Origin of the sequence: Proteus sp. G2609, assembly GCF_963896135.1 — a bacterium.
Classification (GTDB): domain Bacteria; phylum Pseudomonadota; class Gammaproteobacteria; order Enterobacterales; family Enterobacteriaceae; genus Proteus; species Proteus mirabilis.
This window is the reverse complement of sequence record NZ_CAWQNB010000041.1, coordinates 70320-96140: the sequence shown is the minus strand read 5'-3', so window position 1 is coordinate 96140 and position 25821 is coordinate 70320. Positions and strand designations below refer to the sequence as shown.

Annotated in this window: 23 protein-coding genes; 18 read left to right on the top strand and 5 right to left on the bottom strand. The window is 39.9% G+C overall.

Annotation, left to right across the window (positions count from 1 at the left end):
* Positions 1-197: 197 nt before the first annotated feature.
* The gene (locus AACV01_RS15740) at positions 198-1847 is read right to left on the bottom strand and encodes an alpha-keto acid decarboxylase family protein (protein ID WP_161683215.1); all 1650 of its coding nucleotides are present in this window, start codon (positions 1845-1847) and stop codon (positions 198-200) included.
* Positions 1848-1996: 149 nt separating this feature from the next.
* Here AACV01_RS15740 and AACV01_RS15735 point away from each other — a divergent pair, with 149 nt between their 5' ends.
* Positions 1997-2890 carry a LysR family transcriptional regulator gene (locus AACV01_RS15735; RefSeq protein ID WP_004247816.1) on the top strand — a complete coding sequence of 298 codons (894 nt, stop codon included), beginning with the start codon at positions 1997-1999 and terminating at the stop codon, positions 2888-2890.
* 217 nt (positions 2891-3107) lie between these two features.
* On the top strand, positions 3108-4877 hold the full coding sequence (gene dld, locus AACV01_RS15730; protein ID WP_161683213.1) for a D-lactate dehydrogenase: 1770 nt from the start codon (positions 3108-3110) through the stop codon (positions 4875-4877).
* 81 nt (positions 4878-4958) lie between these two features.
* Here dld and sbcB read toward each other — a convergent pair whose 3' ends face one another.
* The gene (gene sbcB / locus AACV01_RS15725) at positions 4959-6389 is read right to left on the bottom strand and encodes an exodeoxyribonuclease I (protein WP_161683211.1); all 1431 of its coding nucleotides are present in this window, start codon (positions 6387-6389) and stop codon (positions 4959-4961) included.
* Between the two features lie 419 nt (positions 6390-6808).
* Between sbcB and AACV01_RS15720 the strand changes: the two genes are divergently transcribed.
* Positions 6809-8071, top strand: coding sequence for an MFS transporter (locus tag AACV01_RS15720; protein WP_004251857.1), 1263 nt, complete (start codon positions 6809-6811; stop codon positions 8069-8071).
* Positions 8072-8331: 260 nt separating this feature from the next.
* Positions 8332-8670 (top strand): PTS system regulator TmaR, encoded by a 339-nt coding sequence (gene tmaR, locus AACV01_RS15715; RefSeq protein WP_004247073.1) that lies wholly within the window; start codon positions 8332-8334, stop codon positions 8668-8670.
* 175 nt (positions 8671-8845) lie between these two features.
* Here tmaR and rne read toward each other — a convergent pair whose 3' ends face one another.
* Entirely contained in the window at positions 8846-12367 is a 3522-nt protein-coding gene (gene rne, locus AACV01_RS15710) for a ribonuclease E (RefSeq protein WP_161683209.1), read from the bottom strand.
* Positions 12368-12898: 531 nt separating this feature from the next.
* Here rne and rluC point away from each other — a divergent pair.
* Positions 12899-13852 (top strand): 23S rRNA pseudouridine(955/2504/2580) synthase RluC, encoded by a 954-nt coding sequence (gene rluC / locus AACV01_RS15705; protein WP_004247076.1) that lies wholly within the window; start codon positions 12899-12901, stop codon positions 13850-13852.
* 106 nt (positions 13853-13958) lie between these two features.
* On the opposite strand, the gene AACV01_RS15700 is transcribed toward rluC, so the two are convergent.
* Together AACV01_RS15700 and AACV01_RS15695 are read right to left on the bottom strand one after the other, a co-directional pair.
* Positions 13959-14357: a hypothetical protein gene (locus AACV01_RS15700; protein WP_004247077.1), complete on the bottom strand. Its 399-nt coding sequence runs from the start codon at positions 14355-14357 to the stop codon at positions 13959-13961.
* Between the two features lie 44 nt (positions 14358-14401).
* Positions 14402-15001 (bottom strand): Maf family protein, encoded by a 600-nt coding sequence (locus AACV01_RS15695; RefSeq protein WP_004247078.1) that lies wholly within the window; start codon positions 14999-15001, stop codon positions 14402-14404.
* A gap of 141 nt (positions 15002-15142) precedes the next feature.
* On the opposite strand from AACV01_RS15695, the gene yceD reads away from it, so the two are divergent.
* The 13 genes from yceD to AACV01_RS15630 all read left to right on the top strand — a co-directional run bounded on the left by yceD (position 15143) and on the right by AACV01_RS15630 (position 25772).
* On the top strand, positions 15143-15676 hold the full coding sequence (gene yceD, locus AACV01_RS15690; RefSeq protein ID WP_004247079.1) for a 23S rRNA accumulation protein YceD: 534 nt from the start codon (positions 15143-15145) through the stop codon (positions 15674-15676).
* 5 nt (positions 15677-15681) lie between these two features.
* A complete protein-coding gene (rpmF, locus tag AACV01_RS15685) occupies positions 15682-15852 on the top strand; it encodes a 50S ribosomal protein L32 (RefSeq protein WP_004247080.1) in 171 nt (56 codons plus the stop codon).
* A gap of 24 nt (positions 15853-15876) precedes the next feature.
* Complete coding sequence (plsX, locus tag AACV01_RS15680) at positions 15877-16914, top strand: phosphate acyltransferase PlsX (RefSeq protein ID WP_012367762.1); 1038 nt, start codon at positions 15877-15879, stop codon at positions 16912-16914.
* A 4-nt stretch (positions 16915-16918) separates the two neighbouring features.
* Entirely contained in the window at positions 16919-17872 is a 954-nt protein-coding gene (locus AACV01_RS15675; protein WP_004247821.1) for a beta-ketoacyl-ACP synthase III, read from the top strand.
* Between the two features lie 19 nt (positions 17873-17891).
* Positions 17892-18824: an ACP S-malonyltransferase gene (fabD, locus tag AACV01_RS15670; RefSeq protein ID WP_036971507.1), complete on the top strand. Its 933-nt coding sequence runs from the start codon at positions 17892-17894 to the stop codon at positions 18822-18824.
* Between the two features lie 8 nt (positions 18825-18832).
* A complete protein-coding gene (gene fabG / locus AACV01_RS15665; RefSeq protein WP_004247085.1) occupies positions 18833-19567 on the top strand; it encodes a 3-oxoacyl-ACP reductase FabG in 735 nt (244 codons plus the stop codon).
* 157 nt (positions 19568-19724) lie between these two features.
* The gene (acpP, locus tag AACV01_RS15660; protein ID WP_004247087.1) at positions 19725-19961 is read left to right on the top strand and encodes an acyl carrier protein; all 237 of its coding nucleotides are present in this window, start codon (positions 19725-19727) and stop codon (positions 19959-19961) included.
* A gap of 74 nt (positions 19962-20035) precedes the next feature.
* Positions 20036-21277, top strand: coding sequence for a beta-ketoacyl-ACP synthase II (gene fabF / locus AACV01_RS15655; RefSeq protein ID WP_004247823.1), 1242 nt, complete (start codon positions 20036-20038; stop codon positions 21275-21277).
* A 144-nt stretch (positions 21278-21421) separates the two neighbouring features.
* Positions 21422-22249, top strand: coding sequence for an aminodeoxychorismate lyase (gene pabC, locus AACV01_RS15650; protein WP_020945513.1), 828 nt, complete (start codon positions 21422-21424; stop codon positions 22247-22249).
* A 17-nt stretch (positions 22250-22266) separates the two neighbouring features.
* Positions 22267-23289, top strand: a complete 1023-nt coding sequence (gene mltG, locus AACV01_RS15645; protein ID WP_004247090.1) for an endolytic transglycosylase MltG — start codon at positions 22267-22269, stop codon at positions 23287-23289.
* A 2-nt stretch (positions 23290-23291) separates the two neighbouring features.
* Positions 23292-23936, top strand: coding sequence for a dTMP kinase (tmk, locus tag AACV01_RS15640; protein WP_020945515.1), 645 nt, complete (start codon positions 23292-23294; stop codon positions 23934-23936).
* Positions 23933-24919 (top strand): DNA polymerase III subunit delta', encoded by a 987-nt coding sequence (gene holB / locus AACV01_RS15635; RefSeq protein ID WP_004247825.1) that lies wholly within the window; start codon positions 23933-23935, stop codon positions 24917-24919. The genes tmk and holB overlap by 4 nt, the downstream gene beginning before the upstream one ends.
* A gap of 67 nt (positions 24920-24986) precedes the next feature.
* On the top strand, positions 24987-25772 hold the full coding sequence (locus tag AACV01_RS15630; protein WP_004247093.1) for a metal-dependent hydrolase: 786 nt from the start codon (positions 24987-24989) through the stop codon (positions 25770-25772).
* Positions 25773-25821: the final 49 nt, after the last annotated feature.

Here is a 25821-nt window from a genome sequence, read left to right as displayed (position 1 = left end):
TATTTTTACTAACATTATATGATAGTTTGAATATAGTGTGATCCATGTAGTAAAAAATATCGGCATATTCTCTATATTAAAAATAAAAATTAGAGTATGCCGATGATTTAAATTATACCTTATTTATTAAGCAAATTAGCTAAGCTTTATCTATTTTGTACTGTTAGATGCTTAATTAGTTATTCTACTTATTCATTTTAGAATGAATATAATGAACTTTTTGATTCTTTTAATTTTTGCGCTAATTCAGAGGCCTCATATCGCTCTGTGACTATCTCAATATAAGATGCGCTATTTGTTAGTGCGGCTTTATTTAACGCATTATCTAGTCCACTTGCTGTAGTTACTTTTTCACTATACCAATCTGTTGCACCAAAGGCTTGCGGTAACTGATGATAGTTCCACTGAGCTAAATCATTATAATAAGCTTCGGGGTAATCACATAATAATCTCTCTATTAAATAACCATCGTTATTTAATACTAGAATAATAGGTTTTAAACCGAAACGAACAAATTGACTAATTTCTTGTACTGTTAATTGATGAGAGCCTTCACCGGTAATTAAAATAATGCGTTTTTCTGGTGCCGCTAACGCAGCGCCTAATGCAGCCGGTGTTGCCCAACCAATAGAGCCCCATAGTGTTTGATTATGAAATTGTGCACCTTCAGGTAATAAAGCGAAGCCTAATCCCATGGATGAGGTTCCTGTTTCTGCAATAATAATATCATTAGGCTTAAAGAATTGTTCTAAACGAGGATAGAGATATTGTGCTGTAATTTTATTATTATCAGATGTAACCGCTTCACCTAATCCTTTCGCTGTTATTTTATGATAAGTTTTATTCGGCAGTCGTTGGGTTAATTCAGAAAGAATATCTGTCATATAAACGCAGGAGTAGATCACAGAATCAATTTCAACATAGTCTGGCATGATACTGATAAATTGTTCTGATTTTATATTAGCAGTGAAACTGCCTGTATTAAAGTCAGTCAGTAATGTACCGATCCCTAATATATATTCACTACTTTCGACAAATTCTCTGACCTCTGGTGTCATTAATTGTCCGTCATACATACCAACATATTGAGTGTTAGATTCACTTAATATGCTTTTATCCATAAACATAGTGGCATAAGGTAAACCTGTTTTATCAATAAAATGCTGGATTTTATCTGTTAACCCTAAACGTGCAGATAAAAAGCCTGGTAATACACAGACATTATTGCTGTGGGTGAGTTTCTCAATGATTGCTGATACTGCTTTTTCTAATGTTGCTTTATCACTTGTTGGCTTTTGTGGTGCGGTAACAGATAACGGCGCTACTACTTGGCTATTAGCATAATCTGAAGGTATACCAATATAAACAGGACGACGCTCTTTTAATGCTGCTTCTATTACGCGCTCCATTTCTTCCACACAATTTTCGGGTGTTAAAATAGTATGAGCGCAAGCAAGGCGCTGAGCAATCTGATAAAAAACATCAAAATCACCATTACCTAAAGTATGATGCACAAGACGTTTACTTTTTTGTACGCCACTTGCTGGCATGCCAACTAAATGGAAAATCGGTAAATTTTCGGCATAGGCACCGGCAATAGCGTTAATCGCGCTTAATTCACCTACACCAAAGGTGGTGGATAATGCCGCCATTCCTTTAATTCGAGCATAGCCATCTGCAGCATATGCCGCATTTAATTCATTACAGTTACCAATCCAACGTTGTTGTTGGTTGTTGCAAACAGTGTCTTCAATAGGGAAGGCGTAATCACCAGCAACACCAAAAATATCTTTGATACCTAAATCATATAATCGGTCTAAAACGTACTTAATAACTGTGTTTGTCATATAATCTCCAGAAAATCTGAAATAATAATCTACTAAATGATAGTAAAGTTCTTACATTATGCTTAATGTTCTATCGCTAATTTTGTTTTTAAGGAAATGGTTTATTATTATTGGGGGTATAACCAAAAGTAATAAGGTAAAAATTATTTATGGATATTCGTGTTTTACGCTATTTTATTGAAGTTGTTCAATTAAATGGATTTAGCCGAGCCGCTGATGCTTTATTTATTACACAACCAGCCATTAGTCGTAGCATTAAAAAATTAGAGGATGAATTAGGCACTGTTTTATTAATAAGAGAAGTGGATGGGGTAAAATTAACTGATGACGGTGCTATTTTATATGAGCATGCAAAGCAGATCCTCGCTCAATTTAATAGTATGAATAAAGCATTAAATGATAAAGATGAACCTTTAACAGGCGCCTTAAATGTCGGATTACCTCCTGTTATAGCCTCAACCTATTTTGCTGATATTATCATGGCGTTTAGCTCTCGCCATCCCAATGTTGAACTTAAAATTTTTGAGCTGGGCACCAAACAGATGGAAGATGCAATGTTAGAAGGCACGGTAGAAACCGCTGCAGTGATGTTACCTTTTAATGATAAAGATTTTGAATTAACCATTTTTTCAGAAGATCACTTGATGTTATTAGTAGCACAATCCCATCCTTTGGCTAAAGATAAGAAGGTTAATTTTAAACAGCTTATTACAGAGCGGTTTATCTTTTTTTCAGAAGATTTTCGTATTAATGATTTGGTACGTAGTGCTTGTGGGATTTATAACACTGAACCACAAATTGTGGGGAGAAGTAATCATTTAGATTTAATTATTGCAATGGTTAAAGCCGGTGTCGGGATCACACTGTTGCCTAATAGCATGTGTAATAAATATCCTATCGATGATTTAGTGGTTATTCCCATTACTTCCCCTAGGTTATCTTATCAATTAGCTTTAGCCACCAATCAAAATAGTTACCAAAGCCGTAGTTGCCAAGCATGGAATAAATTAGCAATAGAGAAATTAATGAAAGAGAATATTTAATCATGGAATGATAAATACGCTTTGTAAAAAGCGTTTTATTAATGGTAGCTATAATTATTTTATCAAACTAGTGGCTAATTTATTGTGATTAACTTGCTCACAATGGTATAAAAGTGGTTATATTGATAATACATTTCTTTTTATCTCATTATTTTTAAATAAAAATTAAACTGTGATAAATAGAAAAATCAGACAAGACAGGAATAGGATAGGGACAATGAATGAGAGTAGCAGCTCCACAAACCAGCATTTTATTCGTAAGTTAGAAGGTATTGTCGGTAAAAAACATGTATTAACCCAAGAGCATAAAACAGAGCGATATCGTAAAGGGTTTCGTTCCGGACAGGGAAAAGCACTGGCAGTGGTATTCCCCGGCTCTTTATTAGAACAGTGGCGTATTTTTAAAACCTGTGTTGAAGCCGATAAAATTATTATTATGCAAGCGGCAAATACCGGGTTAACAGAAGGTTCAACCCCCAGTGGTGATGACTATGATCGTGATATTGTTATCATCAGTACCTTGCGCCAAGATAAAATACAAGTTCTTTCTGAATATAACCAAGTTATTGCCTTTCCTGGCAGTACATTATGGCACTTAGAAAAAGTATTAAAGCCATTAGGAAGAGAGCCACATTCAGTGATAGGCTCTTCTTGTATTGGTGCTTCGGTGATTGGAGGCATTTGTAATAACTCAGGGGGGGCATTAGTGCGCCGGGGTCCTGCTTATACTGAGTTATCACTTTACGCCCGTGTTAATGAACAAGGTGAAGCAGAGCTTATCAACCATTTGGGAATTGATTTAGGTGACACTCCGGAAGAGATATTAACCAATCTGGATAATCGACATTATCATGCGAAACAAATTCATGCGACGGATAAACTGGCATCTGATCATGAATATAGTGAGCGAGTACGTGATATTGATGCAGATACACCATCTCGATTTAATAATGACGAAAGACGTCTATTTGAAGCGGCGGGAAGCGCAGGTAAGCTCTCTGTTTTTGCCGTGAGATTAGATACTTTTCCTGCTGATCATCGCACTCAAGTTTTCTATATTGGGACCAATGATCCTGATGAGTTAGAAGATATCCGTCGCCATATTCTCAGTCAATTTAAGGTATTACCCGTTGCGGGTGAGTATATGCATCGAAGTTACTACAAGATGGCAGAAGTTTATGGCAAAGATACCTTTTTAATTATTGATAAGTTAGGTACAGATAAGATGCCAGCATTATTTGCTATTAAAGGGCGTGTTGATGCTGTTCTTAATAAAGTGCCATTTTTACCTAAGAATCTAACTGATAGAACAATGCAATTGATGAGTAAGTTATGGCCTGCTCATTTACCTGCTCGTATGACAGAATATCGCGATAAATATGAGCATCATTTAATGCTAAGAATGGCGGATAGTGGTATAGAAGAAGCCTCAACTTATTTAAAAGAATATTTTAAACATGCCACGGGGGATTATTTCGAATGTACAGAAGAAGAAGGTAATAAAGCCTTTTTACATCGTTTTGCCGCCGCGGGTGCTGCGGTGCGTTATCATGCCGTTCATATTAACGATGTGGAAGATGTGCTACCTTTGGATATTGCATTGCGTCGTAATGATCGGGATTGGTTTGAAAAACTGCCTCCTGAAATAGAAAACCAATTGCTCTATAAATTGTACTGTGGTCACTTTATGTGTCACGTTATGCATCAAGATTATATTATTAAAAAAGGTGTTGACGCTAAGGCGCTTAAAGCACAGATGTTAGCCTTACTAGACAAACGTGGTGCGGAATATCCAGCAGAGCATAATGTAGGGCATCTCTATTATGCAAAACCGCAATTAAAAGCGTTTTATAAAAATAACGATCCGACAAATAGCATGAACCCAGGCATTGGTAAAACCTCCAAATTAAAATATTGGGGAGAAGAGTGTGGTTGCGGGCATAATCATCATCAAGCTGAAGTTAATCATATAGAAAACAAAGAATAAGTTTTTTATTCTCTGACAGCTAAACATAATAAAGGCAGGGAAACCTGCCTTTTGCGTAATTTAATTGCTTATCTGATGTTATTAACTCGCAATTTCTTGAGCATATAAATATAGCTCTTGCAGTTGTTTTAGCTTTTCTTCGTTATCGCTATGTTCTTCTGCTAACAGCTGAATGGTATTGATATATTCAGTCAGCTTTTCTGGCGTTAATTGCTCTTTTCTATGCGCTAACCAACGTTGTTGTTCATCATAAGTTAATGTGGCTGGGAAGTTTCTCGCACGGTAACGGAAAAACAGCGGCTCCATACGTGGATCTTCAAAAGTTAAATTAAGTGCTGGTAAGTTTTGTGGCTGTGTTGAGCGAATAATTTCCATCGCGCTACGATCATTATCGCTAAAAAAGCCATTGTATAATTGAGCATCAACATCATCTGCAGAGGTAAATGGTGTTTGCTGAGCAAAAATCTCGACGACTTTATTGCGGATCTCTGGATTAGACAGCAATATTGCTTGGTTATTTAAACAATTATCAATATCTAATCCAATTCTATCGGCATCTTGAGATCTGAGGGTATTTTTAGGTGCAACGATAGGGCATTTATTAATATGCAGTAATTTTATCGGAACTGGTGGCTCATCGGCAGATAACTCACTGCGAGGAGTATATAAGCGCTCACGCAATTGCTCTGAAGTGAGGGTTAATAAAGGGGAAATATCCGCAGCTAAATCACAAACAATCACCGCATTACGATTATCTGGATGCCAAGCTAAAGGAGCTACAAGGCTTAAATTAGAACGCGCTGCACCAAACATACCAGAGACATGCACAAGCGGCGTCATGGTTGGGATATCAATCAGTGCTTGTACTTTACGTTTATCACGTAAATTAAAGAAATAATCAAACATACGAGGTTGCGCTTGTTTGAGTTTTTTTGCCATCGCAATAGTTGCATAAACGTCTGACATGGCATCATGCGCATTTTCGTGGGAGATCCCATTTGCTTTAGTTAATAGCTCAAGGCGAAAACTCGGAAAGCCATCATCATTCTCAGGCCAATTAATTCCCTCAGGACGCAATGCATAACATGCACGTAAAACATCAAGTAAATCCCAACGTGAATTTCCTTTTTGCCAACTATAGGCATAGGGATCATAAAAATTACGGTATAAGATATTTCTGGTGACTTCATCATCAAAGCGTAAATTGTTATAACCCATAATACAACTATTAGGCTGGCTAAAGGCTTGATGAATTTGGCGAGTAAATTCAGCTTCTGATACACCATTCTTTAGTGCTATTTGTGGTGTGATCCCCGTTATCATGACGGCTTCTGGCTGAGGTAAGTAATCATCATTCGGTTTGCAATAAATGACCAGAGGATCTTCAATGATATTAAAATCCATATCTGTTCTGACACCGGCAAATTGCGCAGGGCGATCCATCGCAGGATGCGTACCAAAGGTCTCGTAGTCATGGATATAGAAAGTGGGGGTGTTAGCTGAATTTGACAAGGTTTCCTACCGTAATTTATCTGCTTAATTAATTGATTTTTAAATGAGTTTTAAAGCATTAAACCTTGCACTATTGAGTTGCATCGGGTTTAAACAATGGATATAACGACAAAGTTTGATTGATGATAGTGTCAAAAATATCAAATTGTTAGCAATGCTTAACTGCGATAAAAGGTATGGTAAACCATATTGACTAAAACGTGAAATATCTAATGAATAAGAAATAAAAGGAGCATAGCGTTGAGTATAGGGAGAACCTCGTTTAATGGGGATATACAAATAGCGATCTATCGCACATAACTTATATGTTAACGTTAACTTTAGTGCGTTAAATCACATAATGGTAAATATTTTCTACGTTATAAATAGAGTTAACGTTAACATTCTGGTCGCAAAATGACTTTATAAGGCGCTTAACAATGAATAAAGATGCTAAAAAATACTATGTGATCTTAAGTGCGTTGCTATTTTTCTTCTTTTTTACATGGTCTTCATCGTTTTCATTAATCTCTATTTGGTTACATCAATATGTTGGACTTAAAGCAACAGATACTGGTTTGATATTCTCGGCTATATCATTGATTGCTTTATGTGCCCAGCCACTCTATGGCTTTATTCAAGATAAACTGGGTTTACGCAAAAATTTACTGCTGGTTATCGCGGTATTGCTTATTTTATCGGGGCCTTTTTTTCTTAGCTTTGCGGCAATATTACGCTGGAATATTTTTATTGGCTCTATTCTCGGAGGGCTCTATGTAGGAATGACTTTTAATGCCGGGATCGGCGTTTTAGAATCTTATACTGAGCGTGTTAGCCGTATTCGTGGTTTTGAGTATGGCAGGGCGAGGATGTGGGGCTCTTTGGGATGGGCATCGGCAACCTTTATTGCTGGGCATAATATCAATATCGATCCTAACTATAACTTTTTTATGGCATCGATAGCGGGGGTGATCTTCTTAATTCTGTTGGCGTTACTAAAAACAGATAAACCAGATGCTTTTAATCAATTAGAGCATGGCAAACCTTCTGCACTCACCATCAATGATGCATTAAACTTACTGTCATTACCGCGCTTTTGGGCATTAATATTATTTGTGGTCGGAACCTGTATTTATAGCGTCTACGATCAACAGTTCCCGGTTTTCTTCTCTTCACAATTTGCATCATTACAGCAAGGTAATGAGATGTACGGGTATCTTAATTCCTTACAGGTTTTCTTAGAAGCGGGAGGAATGTTTGTTGCGCCTTTCTTAGTGAACAAAATAGGGGCGAAAAACGGTTTATTATTGGCGAGTAGTGTGATGGCTGCGCGTATTATTGGTTCTGGATTAGTTGAAGGGCCGATAATGATCTCTTGTATGAAGTTATTACATGCCGTTGAGCTTCCTATCCTGTTAATTTCTATTTTTAAATATAACAGCCAACATTTTGATAAGCGTTTATCTTCTACATTGTATTTAGTCGGTTTCCAATGTGTCAGTTCCATTGTGGCAACATTGTTATCCCCATTAGCGGGTTATGGCTATGATCATTACGGTTTTGCCCCTACGTATATGGTGATGGGATGTATGGTAGTCGGTACTACGTTACTTTCTGCTGTGTTGTTACGTGCTGACTCGAAAGCATTACCACAACATGATATGACTGATCTCGATAGTAACAATAAAGCTCAACCGATTTAAGCGGGTAGGCATTAGCTATTACAGCGCTGCTAGATAATTTTTATGGCTACCATTCGTGAGTGGTAGCTTTTTTTATCGATTTTATTTAGGTTTACGAATATCGGCTGATTGACTATATTGAATAGAGCGTATCATTCTAATCTACTGTTTATTAAGCCAAATCAATTAAATTTATAAACTTTACTTGTTTATTGACACGATTAAGCGATAATCTTAAACAGTACTATTTTTCTTAAATATCAATTGTAAAGGTGTAGGAAATGGATAACGCAAGCAAGCCGTCTTTCCAAAACGTACTGGAGTTTGTGCGTATGTATCGTCGTAAAAACAAAATCCGTCGTGAGATCACTGACAATGAGAAAAAGATCCGTGATAACCAAAAACGTGTTCTTTTATTAGACAACTTAAGTGAATACATTAAGCCTGGTATGTCAATTGAAGATGTACTCGGTATTATCGCTAATATGCGTAGTGACTATGAAGATCGTGTAGATGATTACATCATAAAAAATGCAGATCTCTCTAAAGAGCGTCGTGAATTGTCAAAACAATTAAAAGCGATGGGTGAAATTAAAAATATTCCTAATATTAAAAATTAATTATATTAGCTGGCAAATTCAAAGGCCTCTGAATGGTTGTTCAGAGGCCTTTTTTTTTCGTTTTTTCATCATAGTTATGGTCACACAAGCCATAAAACAAAAGAGCCTGCTAATTAACAGGCTCTTGGATTAACAACGGATATTTTTATCGCGTTATATTATTGCTTCTTTTCTCTTATGACTCACTATGCGTTGACGCTTTAGTCATTTCAGATGAAGCATGATTAGTTGAACAATGACCACCCGCACCGCTACGGCCTTGCTTATCAAAGGCTGGACGTGCATCCCATGCTTTGATTTCAATTGCTACAGGCGCATCTGTAGATGCCGGAGCTTTCGTCATTGGCGAGCTGGCATGTAACTGGCGTACTGTTGGCTCTTGACGAATAACGGTCACTTTAGCTGGCTGCTTAACTTCAACCGATACGACTTCGGTTTCCGTTTTAGTTTCAGCAACAGGTTCGGTCACTTCAGGCTGTGTTTCTACAGGTGTAGATTGAGAAGCAGTTTGCTCTACATGCTGCTCAGCCGCACATTCAGTTGATGCTTGGGTTGTTGCTGGCATCTCAGGTACAGGCGCTTGCGTTGTCATGTCACTATGGGTGTCTTCACTAGCGGTTTCATGATCAGCATTAGCTATGACTTTATTATGAGCGGTTTCTGTTTTCTCTTCGGCAACATCTGCTTGCTCAGTCACTTCATGTAGATAAGCTTCCGTTGTATTTAATACCGCAGAGATATTCTCTTTACGAGTAACATGCTCTTGGGTATTAACGTCAGCAATAACGTTGTTAACAGCGTTTTCTTCTACATGATCTACAGTTGACTCATTAACATCAGAAGTCGTTTCTTGCGGTGCAATCGCGACAATTTCAGCTACAGCTTCAGTGGTTGATTCAGTACTAACTGTGACCGAATAAGTCGCTTCAGTTGCTTCAGCATTTGCTGTTTGAGCCTGAGCAACATCTGCAGCAATGGTTTCTGATACTTCTGGTGCAATAGCAACCATTTGTGGATCTTTATGAGTAATGAAGTTTTTAGCAACTGTATTGTCAGTGCTATTTTCAACATTATTGTCAACAAATGGTGCATCACTAATTGGTGTGACAGGGTAATGAATACATACTTTACCTGACGCAAGCTCTGGAGAAGCTACGGCCATCGTTAGCGGCATAGGGGAGACTAATGTACGTTCATCACGATAACGGCGACGACGTTGCCCACTAACACGTAAATGACGAGGTGAACGGCGAGAGCGACGTGGCATCACATTTTCTTGTTGGCCCGCATTCTCTTCTTTTTTCACTTCTTCTTGTGCTTTTACAGTATCAGTTAATGCATTAGCAGAAACTTGTTCTTGCTCATCTTTAACCGTCGCTACTGGTTTCGCAACCTGCTGTTTTTCTGATGATGGTAATTGACTAACCACTGTCGCTGGTGGCTCAGAAACCGGTGAGTCGCTCACAGCAACATCAATAACGGGTGTTGCGGCAGCATCAGTAACACGAACAGATTGCGTTAATTGACGGCGAGCACGACGAGGCATAACAGGGCGACGAGGTTCTTCTTTCTTCTCAGCCTGTTTTGCTGCATTGTCATTTTCCGCTGTATTTTGTGCGGCTTTCGCAGCTTCTTGTTGTTGCTGACGTTTTTCTTCCTGACGACGACGTTGTTCTGCACGTTGTTCACGGCGTTGTTGACGACGGGCTTCACGTTCAGCGATTTCTTGCTCATTACTGACTTCAGTATTGGCATTTTGCGCTTTCTGATTACGGTTCTTACGATTTTCTTCGCTCGTTACGTTATCGCGATTGCGCTCGTGGTCACGATTGCGATCATTATCGCGTTCACGGCGGTTATTATTGCGACGATTGTTATTATTTCGGCGCTCACGACGGTTTTCATTATTTTCTTTTTTGCTTTCTTGCGGTTTTTCTTCAACGACAGGCTCTGGCTGACTCGCAAATAAGTTAGAGAAGAATTTTGCAATAGCACTAAAGAATCCACCACTCTCTGTTGTTTCGCTTTTCTTCACCTGTTTAGCTGGAGTTGGTGCAGATTTTTTCTTATTGGTGGTGTCAGCGCTATTATCTTGTAATGCAAAAGCGGATATCGCCGGTTGCTCTGGCGCTTTACGCTCAGGTACGGCTTCATCTTCTGCTTCATTTAACTGAGTTTCGTGATATTGCGCCAAATTGTAGCTTAATGAAGAGATCTCTTCGCCCTTGCGCACACGAATAACTGAGAAATGCGGTGTTTGCATTTGATCATTAGGAACAATCACTACTTTGACATTGGCTTGGCGCAATTCAATATCGGTGACGGCCTTACGTTTTTCATTGAGCAAGTAAGAGGCAATTTGTACGGGCACAATAGCGTGTACTTCATGAGTATTTTCTTTTAATGCTTCTTCTTCGATAAGACGCAATACAGAAAGAGAAAGTGACTCATTATCACGGATAGTCCCTGTGCCTAAACAACGCGGACAAACATGATGGCTTGATTCACCTAATGAAGGACTTAAACGCTGACGTGACATCTCTAATAAGCCGAAACGCGAAATGCGACCTATTTGAATACGTGCGCGATCTTGGCGCACAGCCTCACGCATTCTATTTTCCACTTCACGCTGATGACGAACAGGGGTCATATCGATAAAGTCGATAACAATCAAACCACCAAGGTCACGTAGACGGAGTTGGCGCGCAATTTCATCAGCAGCTTCTAAGTTAGTGTTAAAGGCTGTCTCTTCAATATCGCCACCTCGTGTTGAACGAGATGAGTTAATATCGATAGCGGTTAATGCTTCTGTTGTATCAATAACCAGAGCGCCACCCGAAGGTAAACGGACTTCACGTTGGAAGGCTGATTCAATTTGAGATTCAATTTGGTAGTGACTAAATAGTGGTACAGCCCCTGTGTAGTGGCGAATTTTGCTAGCAAAGTCACCACGACCAATGGCTTCAATATGGCTACGAGCCATTTCAACTACTTTAGCGTTATCAATTAAGATCTCACCAATATCTGGTCGTAAATAATCACGGAAAGCACGTACAATCACGTTACTTTCTTGGTGGATCAGAAAAGGAGCAGGGCGGCTTTCCGCTGCTTTTTTGATAGCATCCCAATGTCTTAAACGGTAGCTTAAATCTTGTTGTAATGCTTCTGCGGATTTACCCACACCTGCAGTACGAACAATTAACCCCATTCCATCAGGAATATCAAGGCTAGATAATGCTTCCTTTAATTCAGTGCGATCTTCCCCTTCAATACGACGAGAAATACCGCCAGCACGAGGATTATTTGGCATTAATACCAAATAGCTACCTGCAAGGCTAATAAAGGTGGTTAAAGCTGCACCTTTATTTCCGCGCTCTTCTTTATCTACCTGTACGATTACCTCTTGACCTTCTTTTAAAACATCTTTGATGTTAGGACGACCATGTGAGTGATAATTACTAGGGAAATATTCGCGGGCAATTTCTTTGATAGGAAGGAAACCGTGGCGTTCCGCACCATAATCAACAAAAGCGGCTTCTAGACTGGGTTCAATTCGGGTGATTTTACCTTTATAGATATTGGCTTTTTTTTGCTCATGTCCGGGGCTTTCGATATCCAGATCATACAAACGTTGCCCATCAACAAGGGCAACACGCAACTCTTCCTGTTGAGTCGCGTTAATTAACATTCTTTTCATATTGTGACTTACTCGTTATTTTCACGTTTTATAATGTGCCACTGACATACGTAATTACACTATTGATAACCGATGACCTCGTGTCTTTTACAAAGGCGTCAACCTCACGGTTGTCGATTGTATAGAGGTGCAATTTGTCGGTGAGTCTGATTTTCAGTTCTAAAATTCAGCACTCTTTAATTGAGACGTAATGTGCCAACTCAATAAGTGATGTATTTATGGCATACTAAATTGTTTGATATTCGACTATGTCTTACGCCATTGCTGCATTTGAATATCAAACAAACAAAATTTCATAAATATACCTGATAAACTTAATCAGGAGAGTCTGCATTATTCCATTGGTGTTGGGGTTATAGCAAGATGACTTTTCCGCTTTGGTGACTTTTTCTGTATAAATATGAGAGATTAGTTAATGTTTCGTCTTTTTCCCATTAATCAGGTTAAAATAGGCACCCAATTTGATGTTATTTTGTGCACCAATAATTTGTTTGTCATTTTTTATTTTAAGAGAGCTAAAAAATCGCCACTATGAAATCATTTAATCAAGTTCAGTTCGTCACCATTGATGGCGATGAAGCAGGCCAGCGTATTGATAATTTTTTACTGGCACGCTTAAAAGGTGTACCGAAAAGTATGATTTACCGAATTATCCGCAAAGGTGAAGTTCGGGTTAATAAAGGGCGCATTAAGCCTGAATATAAATTAGCTGCAGGGGATAGCATTCGTATTCCTCCTGTCCGGGTAGCAGAAAAAGAAGAACATGCGGTATCGCCTAAGTTAGAAAAAGTATCAGCACTTGCTGAGTGTATTTTATATGAAGATGAACATGTGATGCTGATTAATAAGCCATCAGGGACGGCAGTACATGGTGGTAGCGGACTCAGTTTTGGTGTGATTGAAGGTTTAAGGGCATTGCGTCCAGAGGCGAGATTTCTAGAATTAGTGCATCGCCTTGATAGAGATACCTCAGGGGTATTATTGATTGCTAAAAAGCGCTCAGCCCTGCGTTCACTACACGAACAGCTAAGATTAAAACAGATGCAAAAAGATTATTTAGCCTTAGTACGTGGTCAATGGCAATCTCATACAAAAGTAGTACAAGCCCCTTTATTGAAAAATATCCTACAAAGTGGTGAGCGGGTGGTTAAAGTAAGTAGTGAAGGTAAACCATCAGAAACACGCTTTAAGGTAGAAGAGCGCTTTGAATTTGCGACCTTAGTTAAAGCAAGTCCTGTCACGGGACGAACTCATCAAATTCGTGTCCATACATTACATGCCGGCCATCCTATTGCTTTTGATGATCGCTATGGTGATCGTGATTTTGATACACAATTAGCTTCAACCAAGCTTAATCGTCTCTTTTTACATGCGAGTTCATTAACCTTTATTCATCCCTCAACAGGGGAAAAAATGCGTATTGAAGCGCCGATGGATAAAACGTTACGTTACTGTTTACAAGTATTACGCAATCAAAAATCTTAATACTACTGTTTTCAAACTAGCAAAGTGGGAGAAAATTTTTTCCCACTTTGTTTGCAAATGATTTACCGTTGTCGTCCTAGAAAATAGGATCAGTATCCAGCCAAGGTTATTTGGTGATGGTTGATATACATTGCTCAACAATTTTATCGATATTCCACTCTTTCGGTAGCGATTTGGAGCCGTCTTTTCTCATTTCCATATCAACACGAATAAATTCGGTCATACCATAATCTTTGATGATGTTGTCGTAAGTACAGCTACAAACTTCGGTAATTTGTGGTATTAGTGCATCATCAGTCACACCAGAACCGAGTATGCAACTACTAATAAAGTTCTTTTTAAATGAAGATGCACTTTCATCTTCTTTTTTGGGATCAGTATTTTGGGCAACATTACTACTGTTGTCTGCTTTTACGGCTGAATTGTCAGGTGCTTTCTCATCAGAGCAACCTACTACCGATGCCGTAAGGATTAAAGCTGCCAAAATTGATGCTAATTTATTCATAATACGCTTTATCGCTAAATAAGATTAAAATAAGACAATCACGACTATTCCTGATTATCTGTGGAAAGTAATGGGTTAATTCTTTGTGAGAGTAACATTTTATTCAATCGGATAAGTGGTAATCCGATTAAAGAATTTGGGTCATCACCGCTTAATTTATCGAACAGAGTAATTCCTAACCCCTCAGATTTGAAACTTCCTGCGCAATAAAACGGTGTTTCTTTATTTAAATAGCCGATAATTTCATCATCGGTTAAATGCCGAAAGTGAACTTGAAATAATTCACAATGACTTTCATAGGCTAATGTTGAGCTATTATATAAAGTTAATCCAGTATAAAATGATACACATTGACCGGATGCTTGTTTTAATTGTGCAAAAGCGTTTTCAAAATTAAGGGGCTTACCCGTAATTTTTTTATTGAGTACACAAACCTGATCTGAACCAATAATTAAGTGATTTGGGTATTGTACCTCTAAAGCACGCGCTTTTTCATAGGATAAACGAGTGACTAACGCTTGTGCACACTCTGTGGGCAAAGGGGTTTCGTCAATGTTTGGGGAGGCCTGTATAAAGGGCATTCCAAGCTTTTTCAGAAGCTGAGCTCGGAAGGGCGAAGTCGACGCAAGAACCAGTGGCAACATATTTTTTATAAAATCCGTAGCAAAATGATGCCCGACATTCTAAACTATGCGCCGCTGATAAAGCGAATTTTGGTGGAAAGGTGTAGATAACCCGCCTTTTTCTTTGACTATATTCCATTACAAAGATAATATGCGCGCCTTATGCAAAAGGTAAAATTACCCCTGACCATTGATGCGCTGCGAGCAGCACAGAAGAATTTAGACTATGACGGTCAATATTCCTCTGAGCAAGTTAGCCGCTTAGCTGAATCGGTGGTCAGTGTGGACAGTAATATTGATGTGGCTTTATCATTTGATATTGACCATCAACGTTTGGCAGTCATCAAGGGGCATTCCGATGTGGATGTTACTTTAGAGTGTCAGCGTTGCGGGGGCCATTTTCCCTATCATGTTCACACAACATATTGTTTTAGCCCTGTTGTTAGTGATGAACGGGCTGAAGCATTACCGGAAGAATATGAGCCAATCGACGTAGACGATTTTGGTGAAATAGATTTGCTGGCGATGATTGAAGATGAAATAATCCTCAACTTGCCGGTGGTTCCGGTACATGATTTTGAACACTGTGAAGTGTCCGACGCGGAACAAGTGTTCGGTGAACTCCCTGAAGAATTATCAGAGAAGCCGAATCCATTTGCCGTATTAGCCAGTTTAAAGAAAAGTACTAAGGAGTAAGGTCAATGGCCGTACAACAAAACAAACCAACTCGTTCTAAACGTGGTATGCGTCGTTCTCATGACGCACTGACAGCAACTCATGTTTCTGTTGACAAAACTTCTGGTGAAACTCACCTGCGTCACCATGTAACTGCTGACGGTTACTACCGTGGCCGCAAGGTTATCAACAAGTAATTAGCTTTATAGCTCGTTGATACTTTGACAAATCTAACCATAGCGTTAGATGCGATGGGCGGGGACTTCGGTCCTCGTATCACAGTGCCTGCATGTTTGCGGGCGCTGGCATCTAATCCTCATTTAAAAATATTGCTGGTGGGTCAACCAGACTCTATCTCTCCTCTGCTTGCAAATCAAAATGCTGAGCTAATCTCCCGTTTACATGTTATACCGGCTGAACATATTGTCGCCAATGATGCCAAACCTTCACATGCTATTAGAGCAAGTAAAGGTACATCAATGCGCGTGGCACTCGATCTGGTGAAAACAGGGGAAGCACAGGCATGTGTAAGTGCAGGTAACACCGGTGTGTTGATGGGGTTAGCAAAACTTCGGCTCAAAGCGATTGATGGAATAGAACGTCCTGCATTGGTTTCTGTGTTACCTAATCAGAAAAAAAGCAAGACCGTCGTTCTTGATTTAGGCGCGAACGTTAACTGTGATAGCCAAATGTTAGTTCAATTTGCTGTTATGGGTGCCGTGATGGCAGAAGAAATTGCAGGTATACATTCACCTAAAGTGGCACTTTTAAATATTGGTGAAGAAGAGAGTAAGGGATTAGATAATATCCGCGAAGCCGCCACCGTTCTTAAGGCGACACCAAATATAAACTATATTGGTTATGTGGAAGGTAACGAGTTACTGACCGGCAAAACAGATGTGTTGGTGTGTGACGGCTTCGCAGGTAATGTTTCCCTTAAAACAATGGAAGGGGTGATTAGAGTCTTCCTTTCATTGATTAAATCTTCTACTGGTGACAATAAAAAAACGTCATGGTGGATGAAATTATTGAAGAAATGGTTACAAAAACGCCTAAATAAGCGTTTTGGCCATATGAACCCCGACCAGTATAACGGTGCTTCTCTGTTAGGATTACGCGGTATCGTCATTAAAAGCCATGGTGGCGCAAATGAAAACGCGTTTACAGCAGCAATAGAACAGGCTGTTCAGGCCATTGAGCGACAAATTCCAGAACGAATTGCCTCACGTCTGAATACAGTATTACCCAAGAGTGATTGATAGTATGTATACAAAAATCTTAGGTACTGGTAGTTACTTGCCTGTACAAGTGCGAACTAATGCCGATTTAGAAAAAATGGTTGATACATCAGACGAGTGGATTGTCACCAGAACAGGTATTCATGAACGTCGTATCGCAACAGAAGAAGAAACTGTTGCCAAAATGGGTGCGAGTGCCGCTGAGAATGCATTAGAAATGGCTGATATTGATAGACAAGAAATTGGCTTAATTATCGTTGCCACAACATCAGGCTCTCATGCGTTTCCGAGTGCGGCATGTCAAATTCAACATGCCCTCGGTATTGCTGATTGTATCGCGTTTGATGTTGCAGCCGCGTGCTCAGGATTCGTTTACGCGTTAAGTATCGCTGATCAATTTATTAAGGCTGGCACGGTGAAACAAGCTTTAGTGATTGGTGCTGATCGCTTATCACATGCGTTAGATCCTAACGATCGCGGTACAATTATTCTTTTCGGTGATGCTGCTGGCGCCGTCGTTGTCGGTGCTTCTGAAGAGTCAGGTATTATTTCTACACATTTACATTCTGATGGGCGTTTTGGTGAGCTGTTAGCTCTGCCTTATCAAGATAGAGAAAATCAAGACTTACCTGCTTATGTCACCATGGCAGGGAATGAAGTGTTTAAGGTCGCAGTTCGTGAACTTGCCCACATTGTGGATGAAACACTAGAAGCGAATCATATTGATAAATCGGAACTCGACTGGCTTGTGCCTCATCAAGCAAATTTAAGAATTATTTCAGCAACAGCCAAAAAGCTGGATATGACAATGGATAAAGTCGTGGTGACATTAGATCGCCACGGTAATACGTCAGCAGCATCCGTTCCTACAGCATTAGATGAAGCTGTAAGAGACAATCGCATTCAACGTGGGCAGTTAATTCTGTTAGAAGCGTTTGGTGGCGGCTTTACTTGGGGCTCTGCACTTATCCGTTTTTAATATTATCAGGAAAATAAACATGACTGATTTTGCAATGGTTTTCCCTGGACAGGGATCACAAGCGATTGGAATGCTTGCAGAACTTGCCGAGCATTATCCAATAGTGACAGAAACATTTGCTCAAGCATCTGATGTATTGGGTTATTCTCTTTGGGATTTAGTGCAAAATGGTCCTGAAGAAGAGTTAAACAAAACATGGAAAACACAGCCGGCATTATTAGCAGCATCCGTTGCTATTTGGCGAGTATGGCAAGAAAAGCAAGGCAAAATGCCACAAATGATGGCAGGTCACAGTCTTGGTGAGTATTCTGCTTTAGTCTGTGCTGGCGTAATTGATTTTGCTGCGGCGATTAAACTAGTAGAATTGCGCGGTCAATTAATGCAAGAGGCTGTACCTGCAGGTACTGGCGCCATGTATGCAATTATCGGATTAGATAATGATGCTATTGCAAAAGCTTGTGAAGAAGCGGCTCAAGGACAAGTTGTCTCACCGGTTAACTTTAACTCACCCGGTCAAGTGGTGATTGCGGGTAATAAAGAAGCCGTAGAGCGTGCAGGGGCATTATGTAAAGAAGCTGGAGCGAAACGTGCGTTACCTTTAGCGGTAAGTGTGCCTTCTCACTGTGCTTTAATGAAGCCTGCTGCAGATAAGTTAGCTGTTGCATTGCAAGAAATTGAATTTAAACAACCTGAAATTCAAGTTGTTAATAATGTTGATGTGAAAGCACAAACCGATGCTAATGCTATTCGAGATGCATTAGTTCGTCAGCTTTATAATCCAGTCCGCTGGACTGAAACGGTTGAATTTATTGCTGACAAGGGCATCACACAATTATTAGAAATAGGACCCGGTAAAGTATTAACTGGTTTAACGAAACGTATTTCTAAAGAGATGAACGCTGCGGCAGTTAATGATATTGCATCATTAGACGCTGCATTAGGAAATGACTGAGGGATCTCATGGGATTTGACGGAAAAATAGCGCTAGTTACTGGTGCAAGCCGTGGTATTGGCCGTGCGATTGCAGAAAAGCTAATAGCATGTGGTGCTACCGTAATTGGTACAGCAACGAGTGAAAACGGTGCTAAAGCGATCAGCGAATATTTAGGCAATAAAGGTAAAGGTTTTGTGTTAAACGTCACAGAAACTGACTCTATTGAAAAATTTTTAGCTGATGTGCGCGCGGAATTTGGCGAAATTGATATTTTGGTCAATAATGCAGGTATTACTCGTGATAACCTGTTGATGCGCATGAAAGATGATGAGTGGCAAGATATCATTGACACTAATCTTTCATCAGTCTTCCGTCTGTCTAAAGCAGTTATGCGTGCTATGATGAAAAAACGTTATGGTCGCATAATTACTATTGGTTCGGTAGTTGGAACCATGGGTAATGCTGGACAGGCAAACTACGCGGCAGCAAAAGCGGGTGTGATTGGTTTTAGTAAATCATTAGCACGCGAAGTTGCTTCCCGTGGCATTACGGTAAATGTTGTTGCTCCTGGCTTTATCGAAACTGATATGACCAGAGCGTTAACAGAAGACCAAAGAGCCGGTATTTTATCTCAAGTGCCAGCTAACCGTTTAGGTGATGCCAAAGAGATTGCCAGTGCTGTAGCTTTCTTAGCTTCTGATGAAGCAGGCTATATCACGGGTGAAACATTGCATGTCAATGGCGGCATGTACATGGTCTAATTACGGGGACGTCTTTATATTTGCTTTTTGCGTACAATATAATGCAAAATATAGCGAATAAAGTAGTCCACACAGTCGGGATTGGTTAGATCTTTTCCTGTATTTATAAACTAAGAAAATCATCGCGCAAGCGAGTTTTGATAGGAAATTTAATAGTATGAGCACTATCGACGAACGCGTTAAGAAAATCATTGTTGAACAACTGGGTGTTAAAGAGGAAGAAGTTGTGAATTCAGCTTCATTTGTTGATGACTTAGGCGCTGATTCTCTTGACACAGTTGAGCTGGTAATGGCTCTGGAAGAAGAATTCGATATCGAAATCCCAGACGAAGAAGCAGAAAAAATTACTACAGTTCAAGCTGCTATTGATTACGTTGAAAACGCAGGTAAATAAGCTTGCTAATCTAGGCGGTCACTCGACCGCCTATATTCTTAATCCTAAACTTTTTCCCTCCTTGGAGGATAAGCGTGTCTAAGCGTCGTGTAGTTGTGACCGGACTAGGCATGTTATCTCCTGTCGGTAATAACGCAGAAGCTTCTTGGAAAGCTGTGTGTGCCGGACAGAGTGGTATCGGCCTTATCGAAGAATTTGACACCAGTCATCATGCGACTAAATTCGCAGGATTGGTAAAAGATTTCAATCATGAAGATTACAATCTTTCGCGTAAAGATGCGCGCAAGATGGATCTCTTTATTCAATATGGTATTGCAGCAGGTGTTCAAGCCATTGCGGATTCAGGTCTTGAAGTAACAGAAGCCAATGCAAGTCGTATCGGAGCTGCTATTGGTTCTGGTATTGGTGGCTTAGGCCTTATCGAGGAAAATCATTCATCATTAATCAATGGTGGCCCTCGTAAAATTAGCCCATTCTTTGTTCCTTCAACCATCATTAATATGGTTGCTGGCCATTTAAGCATTATTTATGGCTTACGTGGACCGACCATTTCTATCGCAACTGCATGTACATCAGGTGTGCATAATATCGGGCATGCCGCTCGTATTATCGCTTATGGTGATGCTGATGTGATGTTAGCGGGCGGCGCTGAAAAAGCAACAACACCATTAGGTGTTGGTGGTTTTGGTGCAGTACGTGCATTATCAACACGTAATGATGATCCTCAAGCGGCAAGTCGCCCATGGGATAAAGATCGTGATGGTTTCGTGTTAGGTGATGGTGCAGGTGTGTTAGTCCTCGAAGAGTATGAACACGCTAAAGCACGTGGCGCTAAAATTTATGCAGAAGTTGTTGGTTTTGGTATGAGTAGTGATGCTTACCATATGACCTCTCCTGCAGAAAATGGCGCCGGTGGTGCACTTGCAATGGAAAACGCATTGAAAGATGCGGGTATTACCGCTGCTGATGTCGGTTATATCAATGCGCATGGTACTTCTACTAATGCGGGTGATATTGCAGAAGCGCAAGCTGTTGAAACGGTATTTGGCAAAGGGACGGATGTATTAGTTAGCTCAACAAAATCGATGACGGGTCACTTATTAGGTGCTGCCGGGGCGATTGAGTCTATCTTTACTATTTTGTCTTTACGTGACCAAATTGTACCGCCAACAATCAATCTTGATAATCAAGATGAACATTGTCACCTTGATTTCGTACCACATAAAGCGCGTAAAGTTGAGAACATGGATTATGCACTATGTAACTCATTTGGCTTTGGTGGTACCAACGGTTCGATTCTCTTTAAGCGTGTGTAAACCGCTTATTCGCGTATTGAATTAGTCTAAAGACCCAGACGTCATGCTGGGTCTTTTATTTTATCTATAGCTTTGTCCTTTTACATTAACTTGTTTATCATGTACAAAAAATATCAATAACATAGATTATAAATAAGGTGTTTGATGTATTGGGTAAATGGACAACAGCAACAAAGCATCAATGTAAGTGATCGCGCGGTACAATTTGGTGATGGCTGTTTTACAACACTTGCCGTTGAACAAGGTAAACCTATTCTATTATCTGCTCACCTTAAGCGTTTACAACGCGGTTGTGATGCACTGTTTTTACCCTCACCAGACTGGCAATGGTTAGCCAGCCATCTTCTACAAATAGCGTCCACAATCACTGAAAAAAGTGTTATTAAGGTGATTATTAGCCGCGGAAGCGGTGGGCGAGGCTATTCATCGAAAGGCTTTGACACACCCACAGTGATCACATCCTGCTCAACTTACCCGTTTTATTATCATAACTTACAAAAGCAAGGGGTTTCTTTAGCCATTAGCCCAGTGAGATTGGGACAAAATAGTTTATTAGCCGGTATCAAACATCTTAATCGCTTAGAGCAAGTGCTGATTAAACACCATTTAGAAACAACCCCATTTGATGACATGTTAGTGTGTGACAATGAAGGATATTTAGTTGAAGCGAATGCCGCAAATCTTTTCTGGCGTAAAGGAAATCAATTATTTACTCCGGATATTAGCCTTTCGGGGGTGAATGGGATCATGCGCCAGCAGGTATTAGATTTTGCGCAACAATTGGAGTGGGATATTCACATTGTGCGAGAAAAACCGCAAACGCTCTATCAAGCAGATGAAATTTGGTTAACCAATGCACTGATGCCCATTATTCCCGTAAAACAGATCTATTTTTCAGATGATAAGCACTATCAATATCGCGATAGAGACGCTTACCATGTTGTTTTACAACACTGTTTGTCACTGACTTAACGTTTGATGAGTTATAAATGAAGATAAAAAAATTAGTTTGGATAGCCTTTTTTGCATTATTGATTAGCGCTGGCGCAGCCACATTATATATTATGCAAAGCCTTCGTGGGTTAGAGAACAATGTTGTGGTAAAGCAAGATGAAATGCTGCTTACTGTTCCGGCAGGAACAGGGCGTATTGCGATGGAACAATTGCTTATTAAGAATAATCTTCTTAAACAAGGAGATTATTTTCAAATTTTATTAAAAGTAAAACCAGAACTCAGTCAATTTAAAGCAGGGACTTATCGTTTAACAAAAGGTATGACACTGCGGGATGTTTTGCTGTTAATAAAAAGTGGCAAAGAGGCGCAGTTTACGATTCGATTTATCGAGGGTAGCCGTTTAAGTGATTGGCAAGCTATTTTTGATAAAGCCCCTGAGTTAAAGATTGTCGCAAATGGTATGGAAAGCGATAAGTTACGCCAAGAGATAGGAATGAAGCCTGAAATTACCCATCTTGAGGGTTGGTTTGCTCCTGATACTTACCATTACACTGCAGGCACGACGGATATTGCCATTTTAAAACGTGCTTATCAGCAAATGGAAAAAACATTAGAAGAAGAGTGGCTAAAACGCGATAGTGATTTACCCTATAAATCTGCCTATGAAATGTTGATTATGGCATCGATTATTGAAAAAGAGACTGGCATTGATGCAGAAAGAACCAAAGTGGCCTCAGTGTTTGTTAATCGTTTAAAACGTAATATGCGCTTACAAACTGATCCCACTGTGATTTATGGGTTAGGTGATAAATATCGCGGTACAATTTATCGCAGTGATCTTAATGGCTATACGCCTTACAATACCTACCAAATTGATGGGCTACCGCCAACACCGATTGCTATGCCAAGTGTTGCTTCCATTAAAGCCGCAGCACATCCTGCGGATACACGTTATCTCTATTTTGTCGCAGATGGCACTGGGGGGCATAAATTTTCTACAACGTTGGCGGAGCATAATAAAGCCGTCGCACAATACCGACGCTTACAACAAAGATAATTATGAAAAACAGCAAATTTATTGTTATTGAAGGATTAGAAGGGGCTGGCAAAACCAGTGCTATTCAAACGGTTGTTGATACATTAAAACAACAAGGGATCACCGATTTGGCCTTTACGCGCGAGCCGGGGGGAACTCCGCTTGCAGAAAAATTACGGGAATTGATTAAACAAGGTATTAAAGGCGAAAAAGTTACTGATAAAGCTGAATTGCTAATGTTATATGCTGCACGTGTGCAACTGGTTGAAAATGTGATAAAACCAGCTTTAGCCCAAGGTAAGTGGGTGATAGGGGATAGACACGATCTCTCTTCACAAGCATATCAAGGTGGTGGTCGAGGAATTGACAAAGCCCTGATGAAGTCACTACGTGATACGGTATTAGCCGATTTTAAACCTGATCTTACGCTTTATCTTGATTTAGATCCGGCAGTTGGTCTAGCCAGAGCACGAGCACGAGGTGAATTGGACAGAATAGAAAAAGAGTCTATGGACTTTTTTTACCGCACTCGCGAACGTTATCAAGCATTAGCAAAAGAAGACGCCTCGATTATTACCATTGATGCATCACAAGATATTGATAAAGTACAAGCGGATATTCGCGATGTACTCAATCAGTGGCTGACTCAGGAAAATAGCGCATTATGAATTGGTATCCTTGGTTAAATCAGGCATATCGACAACTGGTAAGTATGTACCAAGAAGGGCGTGGTCATCATGCGATTTTGTTGCATGCATCTCAAGGAATGGGGGCTGATGCACTTTCTTATGGATTAAGTCGTTGGTTAATGTGTCAGAATAAGCAGGGTTCAAAAAGCTGTAATGAGTGTCATAGTTGCCGTTTGATGTTGGCAGAAACACATCCAGATTGGCATATCTTGCAAAATGAAAAGGGAAAGTCATCAATAGGGATCGAAGCGGTCAGAAAAGTCACCGAAAAGCTTGAGCACCATGCACAACAAGGTGGCTCACGAGTGGTATGGATAAAAGAGGTTGAGGCATTAACAGAAGCGGCAGCCAATGCGTTATTAAAGACCTTAGAAGAGCCACCAGTTAATTGCTATTTTTTATTGAATTGTCAACAACCTGAAATATTGCTAGCAACACTACGTAGTCGCTGTTTCTATTACCATTTAGCACCGCCTGAGATGAATTATGCGATACACTGGCTACAACAACAGCTACCTAATATGGCTTATGCCGATGGTGTCACAGCATTAAACCTATCTCAAGGTGCGCCCGTTTTAGCGTTATCATTACTAAAACAAGAATGGCAAGAAAGGGAAGCCTTCTGCCAAGCGTTATATGTTAGCTTACAACAACGAAATTTATATGGGTTGTTAGCTCAGTTCAATCAAGATAATGCTGAACGTAAGATCTATTGGTTATTATCATTACTGTTGGATGCTTTAAAACGACAAACTCATGCTGAAGTGTATTGTGTCAACCAAGATAAGCAGCCATTAATTATGGCGTTATCACAGTTGCCTTCTGCAATGTTGTTAGCGGTGAGCGAAAGCTGGAAACAGTGTCGCCATCAATTAGTTACCATTCCAGCAATCAATAAAGAGCTATTGTTGGCAGAACAGTTACTTGATTGGGAAGCCCAGCTAGTTGCTCTAGGGAAATAATTTCCCTTTCCATTTAGCAGACAAGTAAAAGAAATAATATAAAGTTATATAACGATGAGAGTACATTATGTTTTTAGTTGATTCACACTGCCATCTTGACAGCTTAGATTATGAAAAACTGCACAAAAATATTGATGATGTTGTAGAAAAAGCACAACAGCGTGATGTCAAATATATGTTAGCTGTCGCAACAACATTACCCGGCTTTAAAAATATGCGCGAACTGATCGGCAAGCGTGATAATGTGGCTTTTTCTTGTGGTATTCACCCATTAAACCTTGATGAGGGACACGATGTCGCTGAGCTTGCGCGCCTTGCAGCTGAGGCCGATGTTGTTGCATTAGGCGAAACAGGTTTAGACTACTATTATCAACAAGAAAATGCGTCACTTCAGCGTGAAATTTTCCGTGAACATATTCGCATTGGGCGCCAAGTTAATAAACCTGTTATTGTACATACGCGTAGCGCTCGTGAAGATACGCTAACTATTTTAAAAGAAGAAAAGGTTCAAGACTGTGGTGGTGTATTGCACTGTTTTACGGAGGATAAAGAAACAGCAATGGCGCTACTTGATCTTGGTATGTACATCTCTTTTTCAGGCATTGTGACATTTAGAAATGCCGAGCAAATTAGAGAAGCTGCACGTATCGTACCACTTGATCGTATTCTGGTTGAAACGGATTCACCATATTTAGCGCCAGTGCCTCATCGTGGTAAAGAGAACCAACCCGCTTATGTACGTGATGTTGCTGAGTATATGGCCGTATTAAAAGGGGTGAGCATAGAAGAGCTTGCTCAGCAAACCACCCGTAATTTTGCAACACTTTTTCAAATACCAAACCTCGCAGACTAAGTTGTTCAATAGAAATATTGGCGAGTGATGGCTAGGAATTAAAATAAAT

Bases quoted from the DNA above. Each gene is read 5' to 3' on its own strand.
- AACV01_RS15740 (WP_161683215.1), bottom strand. From the start codon at position 1,847: ATGACAAACACAGTTATTAAGTACGTTTTAGACCGATTATATGATTTA.
- AACV01_RS15735 (WP_004247816.1), top strand. From the start codon at position 1,997: ATGGATATTCGTGTTTTACGCTATTTTATTGAAGTTGTTCAATTAAAT.
- dld (WP_161683213.1), top strand. From the start codon at position 3,108: ATGAATGAGAGTAGCAGCTCCACAAACCAGCATTTTATTCGTAAGTTA.
- AACV01_RS15720 (WP_004251857.1), top strand. From the start codon at position 6,809: ATGAATAAAGATGCTAAAAAATACTATGTGATCTTAAGTGCGTTGCTA.
- tmaR (WP_004247073.1), top strand. From the start codon at position 8,332: ATGGATAACGCAAGCAAGCCGTCTTTCCAAAACGTACTGGAGTTTGTG.
- rne (WP_161683209.1), bottom strand. From the start codon at position 12,367: ATGAAAAGAATGTTAATTAACGCGACTCAACAGGAAGAGTTGCGTGTT.
- rluC (WP_004247076.1), top strand. From the start codon at position 12,899: ATGAAATCATTTAATCAAGTTCAGTTCGTCACCATTGATGGCGATGAA.
- AACV01_RS15700 (WP_004247077.1), bottom strand. From the start codon at position 14,357: ATGAATAAATTAGCATCAATTTTGGCAGCTTTAATCCTTACGGCATCG.
- AACV01_RS15695 (WP_004247078.1), bottom strand. From the start codon at position 15,001: ATGTTGCCACTGGTTCTTGCGTCGACTTCGCCCTTCCGAGCTCAGCTT.
- yceD (WP_004247079.1), top strand. From the start codon at position 15,143: ATGCAAAAGGTAAAATTACCCCTGACCATTGATGCGCTGCGAGCAGCA.
- rpmF (WP_004247080.1), top strand. From the start codon at position 15,682: ATGGCCGTACAACAAAACAAACCAACTCGTTCTAAACGTGGTATGCGT.
- AACV01_RS15675 (WP_004247821.1), top strand. From the start codon at position 16,919: ATGTATACAAAAATCTTAGGTACTGGTAGTTACTTGCCTGTACAAGTG.
- fabD (WP_036971507.1), top strand. From the start codon at position 17,892: ATGACTGATTTTGCAATGGTTTTCCCTGGACAGGGATCACAAGCGATT.
- fabG (WP_004247085.1), top strand. From the start codon at position 18,833: ATGGGATTTGACGGAAAAATAGCGCTAGTTACTGGTGCAAGCCGTGGT.
- acpP (WP_004247087.1), top strand. From the start codon at position 19,725: ATGAGCACTATCGACGAACGCGTTAAGAAAATCATTGTTGAACAACTG.
- pabC (WP_020945513.1), top strand. From the start codon at position 21,422: ATGTATTGGGTAAATGGACAACAGCAACAAAGCATCAATGTAAGTGAT.
- mltG (WP_004247090.1), top strand. From the start codon at position 22,267: ATGAAGATAAAAAAATTAGTTTGGATAGCCTTTTTTGCATTATTGATT.
- tmk (WP_020945515.1), top strand. From the start codon at position 23,292: ATGAAAAACAGCAAATTTATTGTTATTGAAGGATTAGAAGGGGCTGGC.
- holB (WP_004247825.1), top strand. From the start codon at position 23,933: ATGAATTGGTATCCTTGGTTAAATCAGGCATATCGACAACTGGTAAGT.
- AACV01_RS15630 (WP_004247093.1), top strand. From the start codon at position 24,987: ATGTTTTTAGTTGATTCACACTGCCATCTTGACAGCTTAGATTATGAA.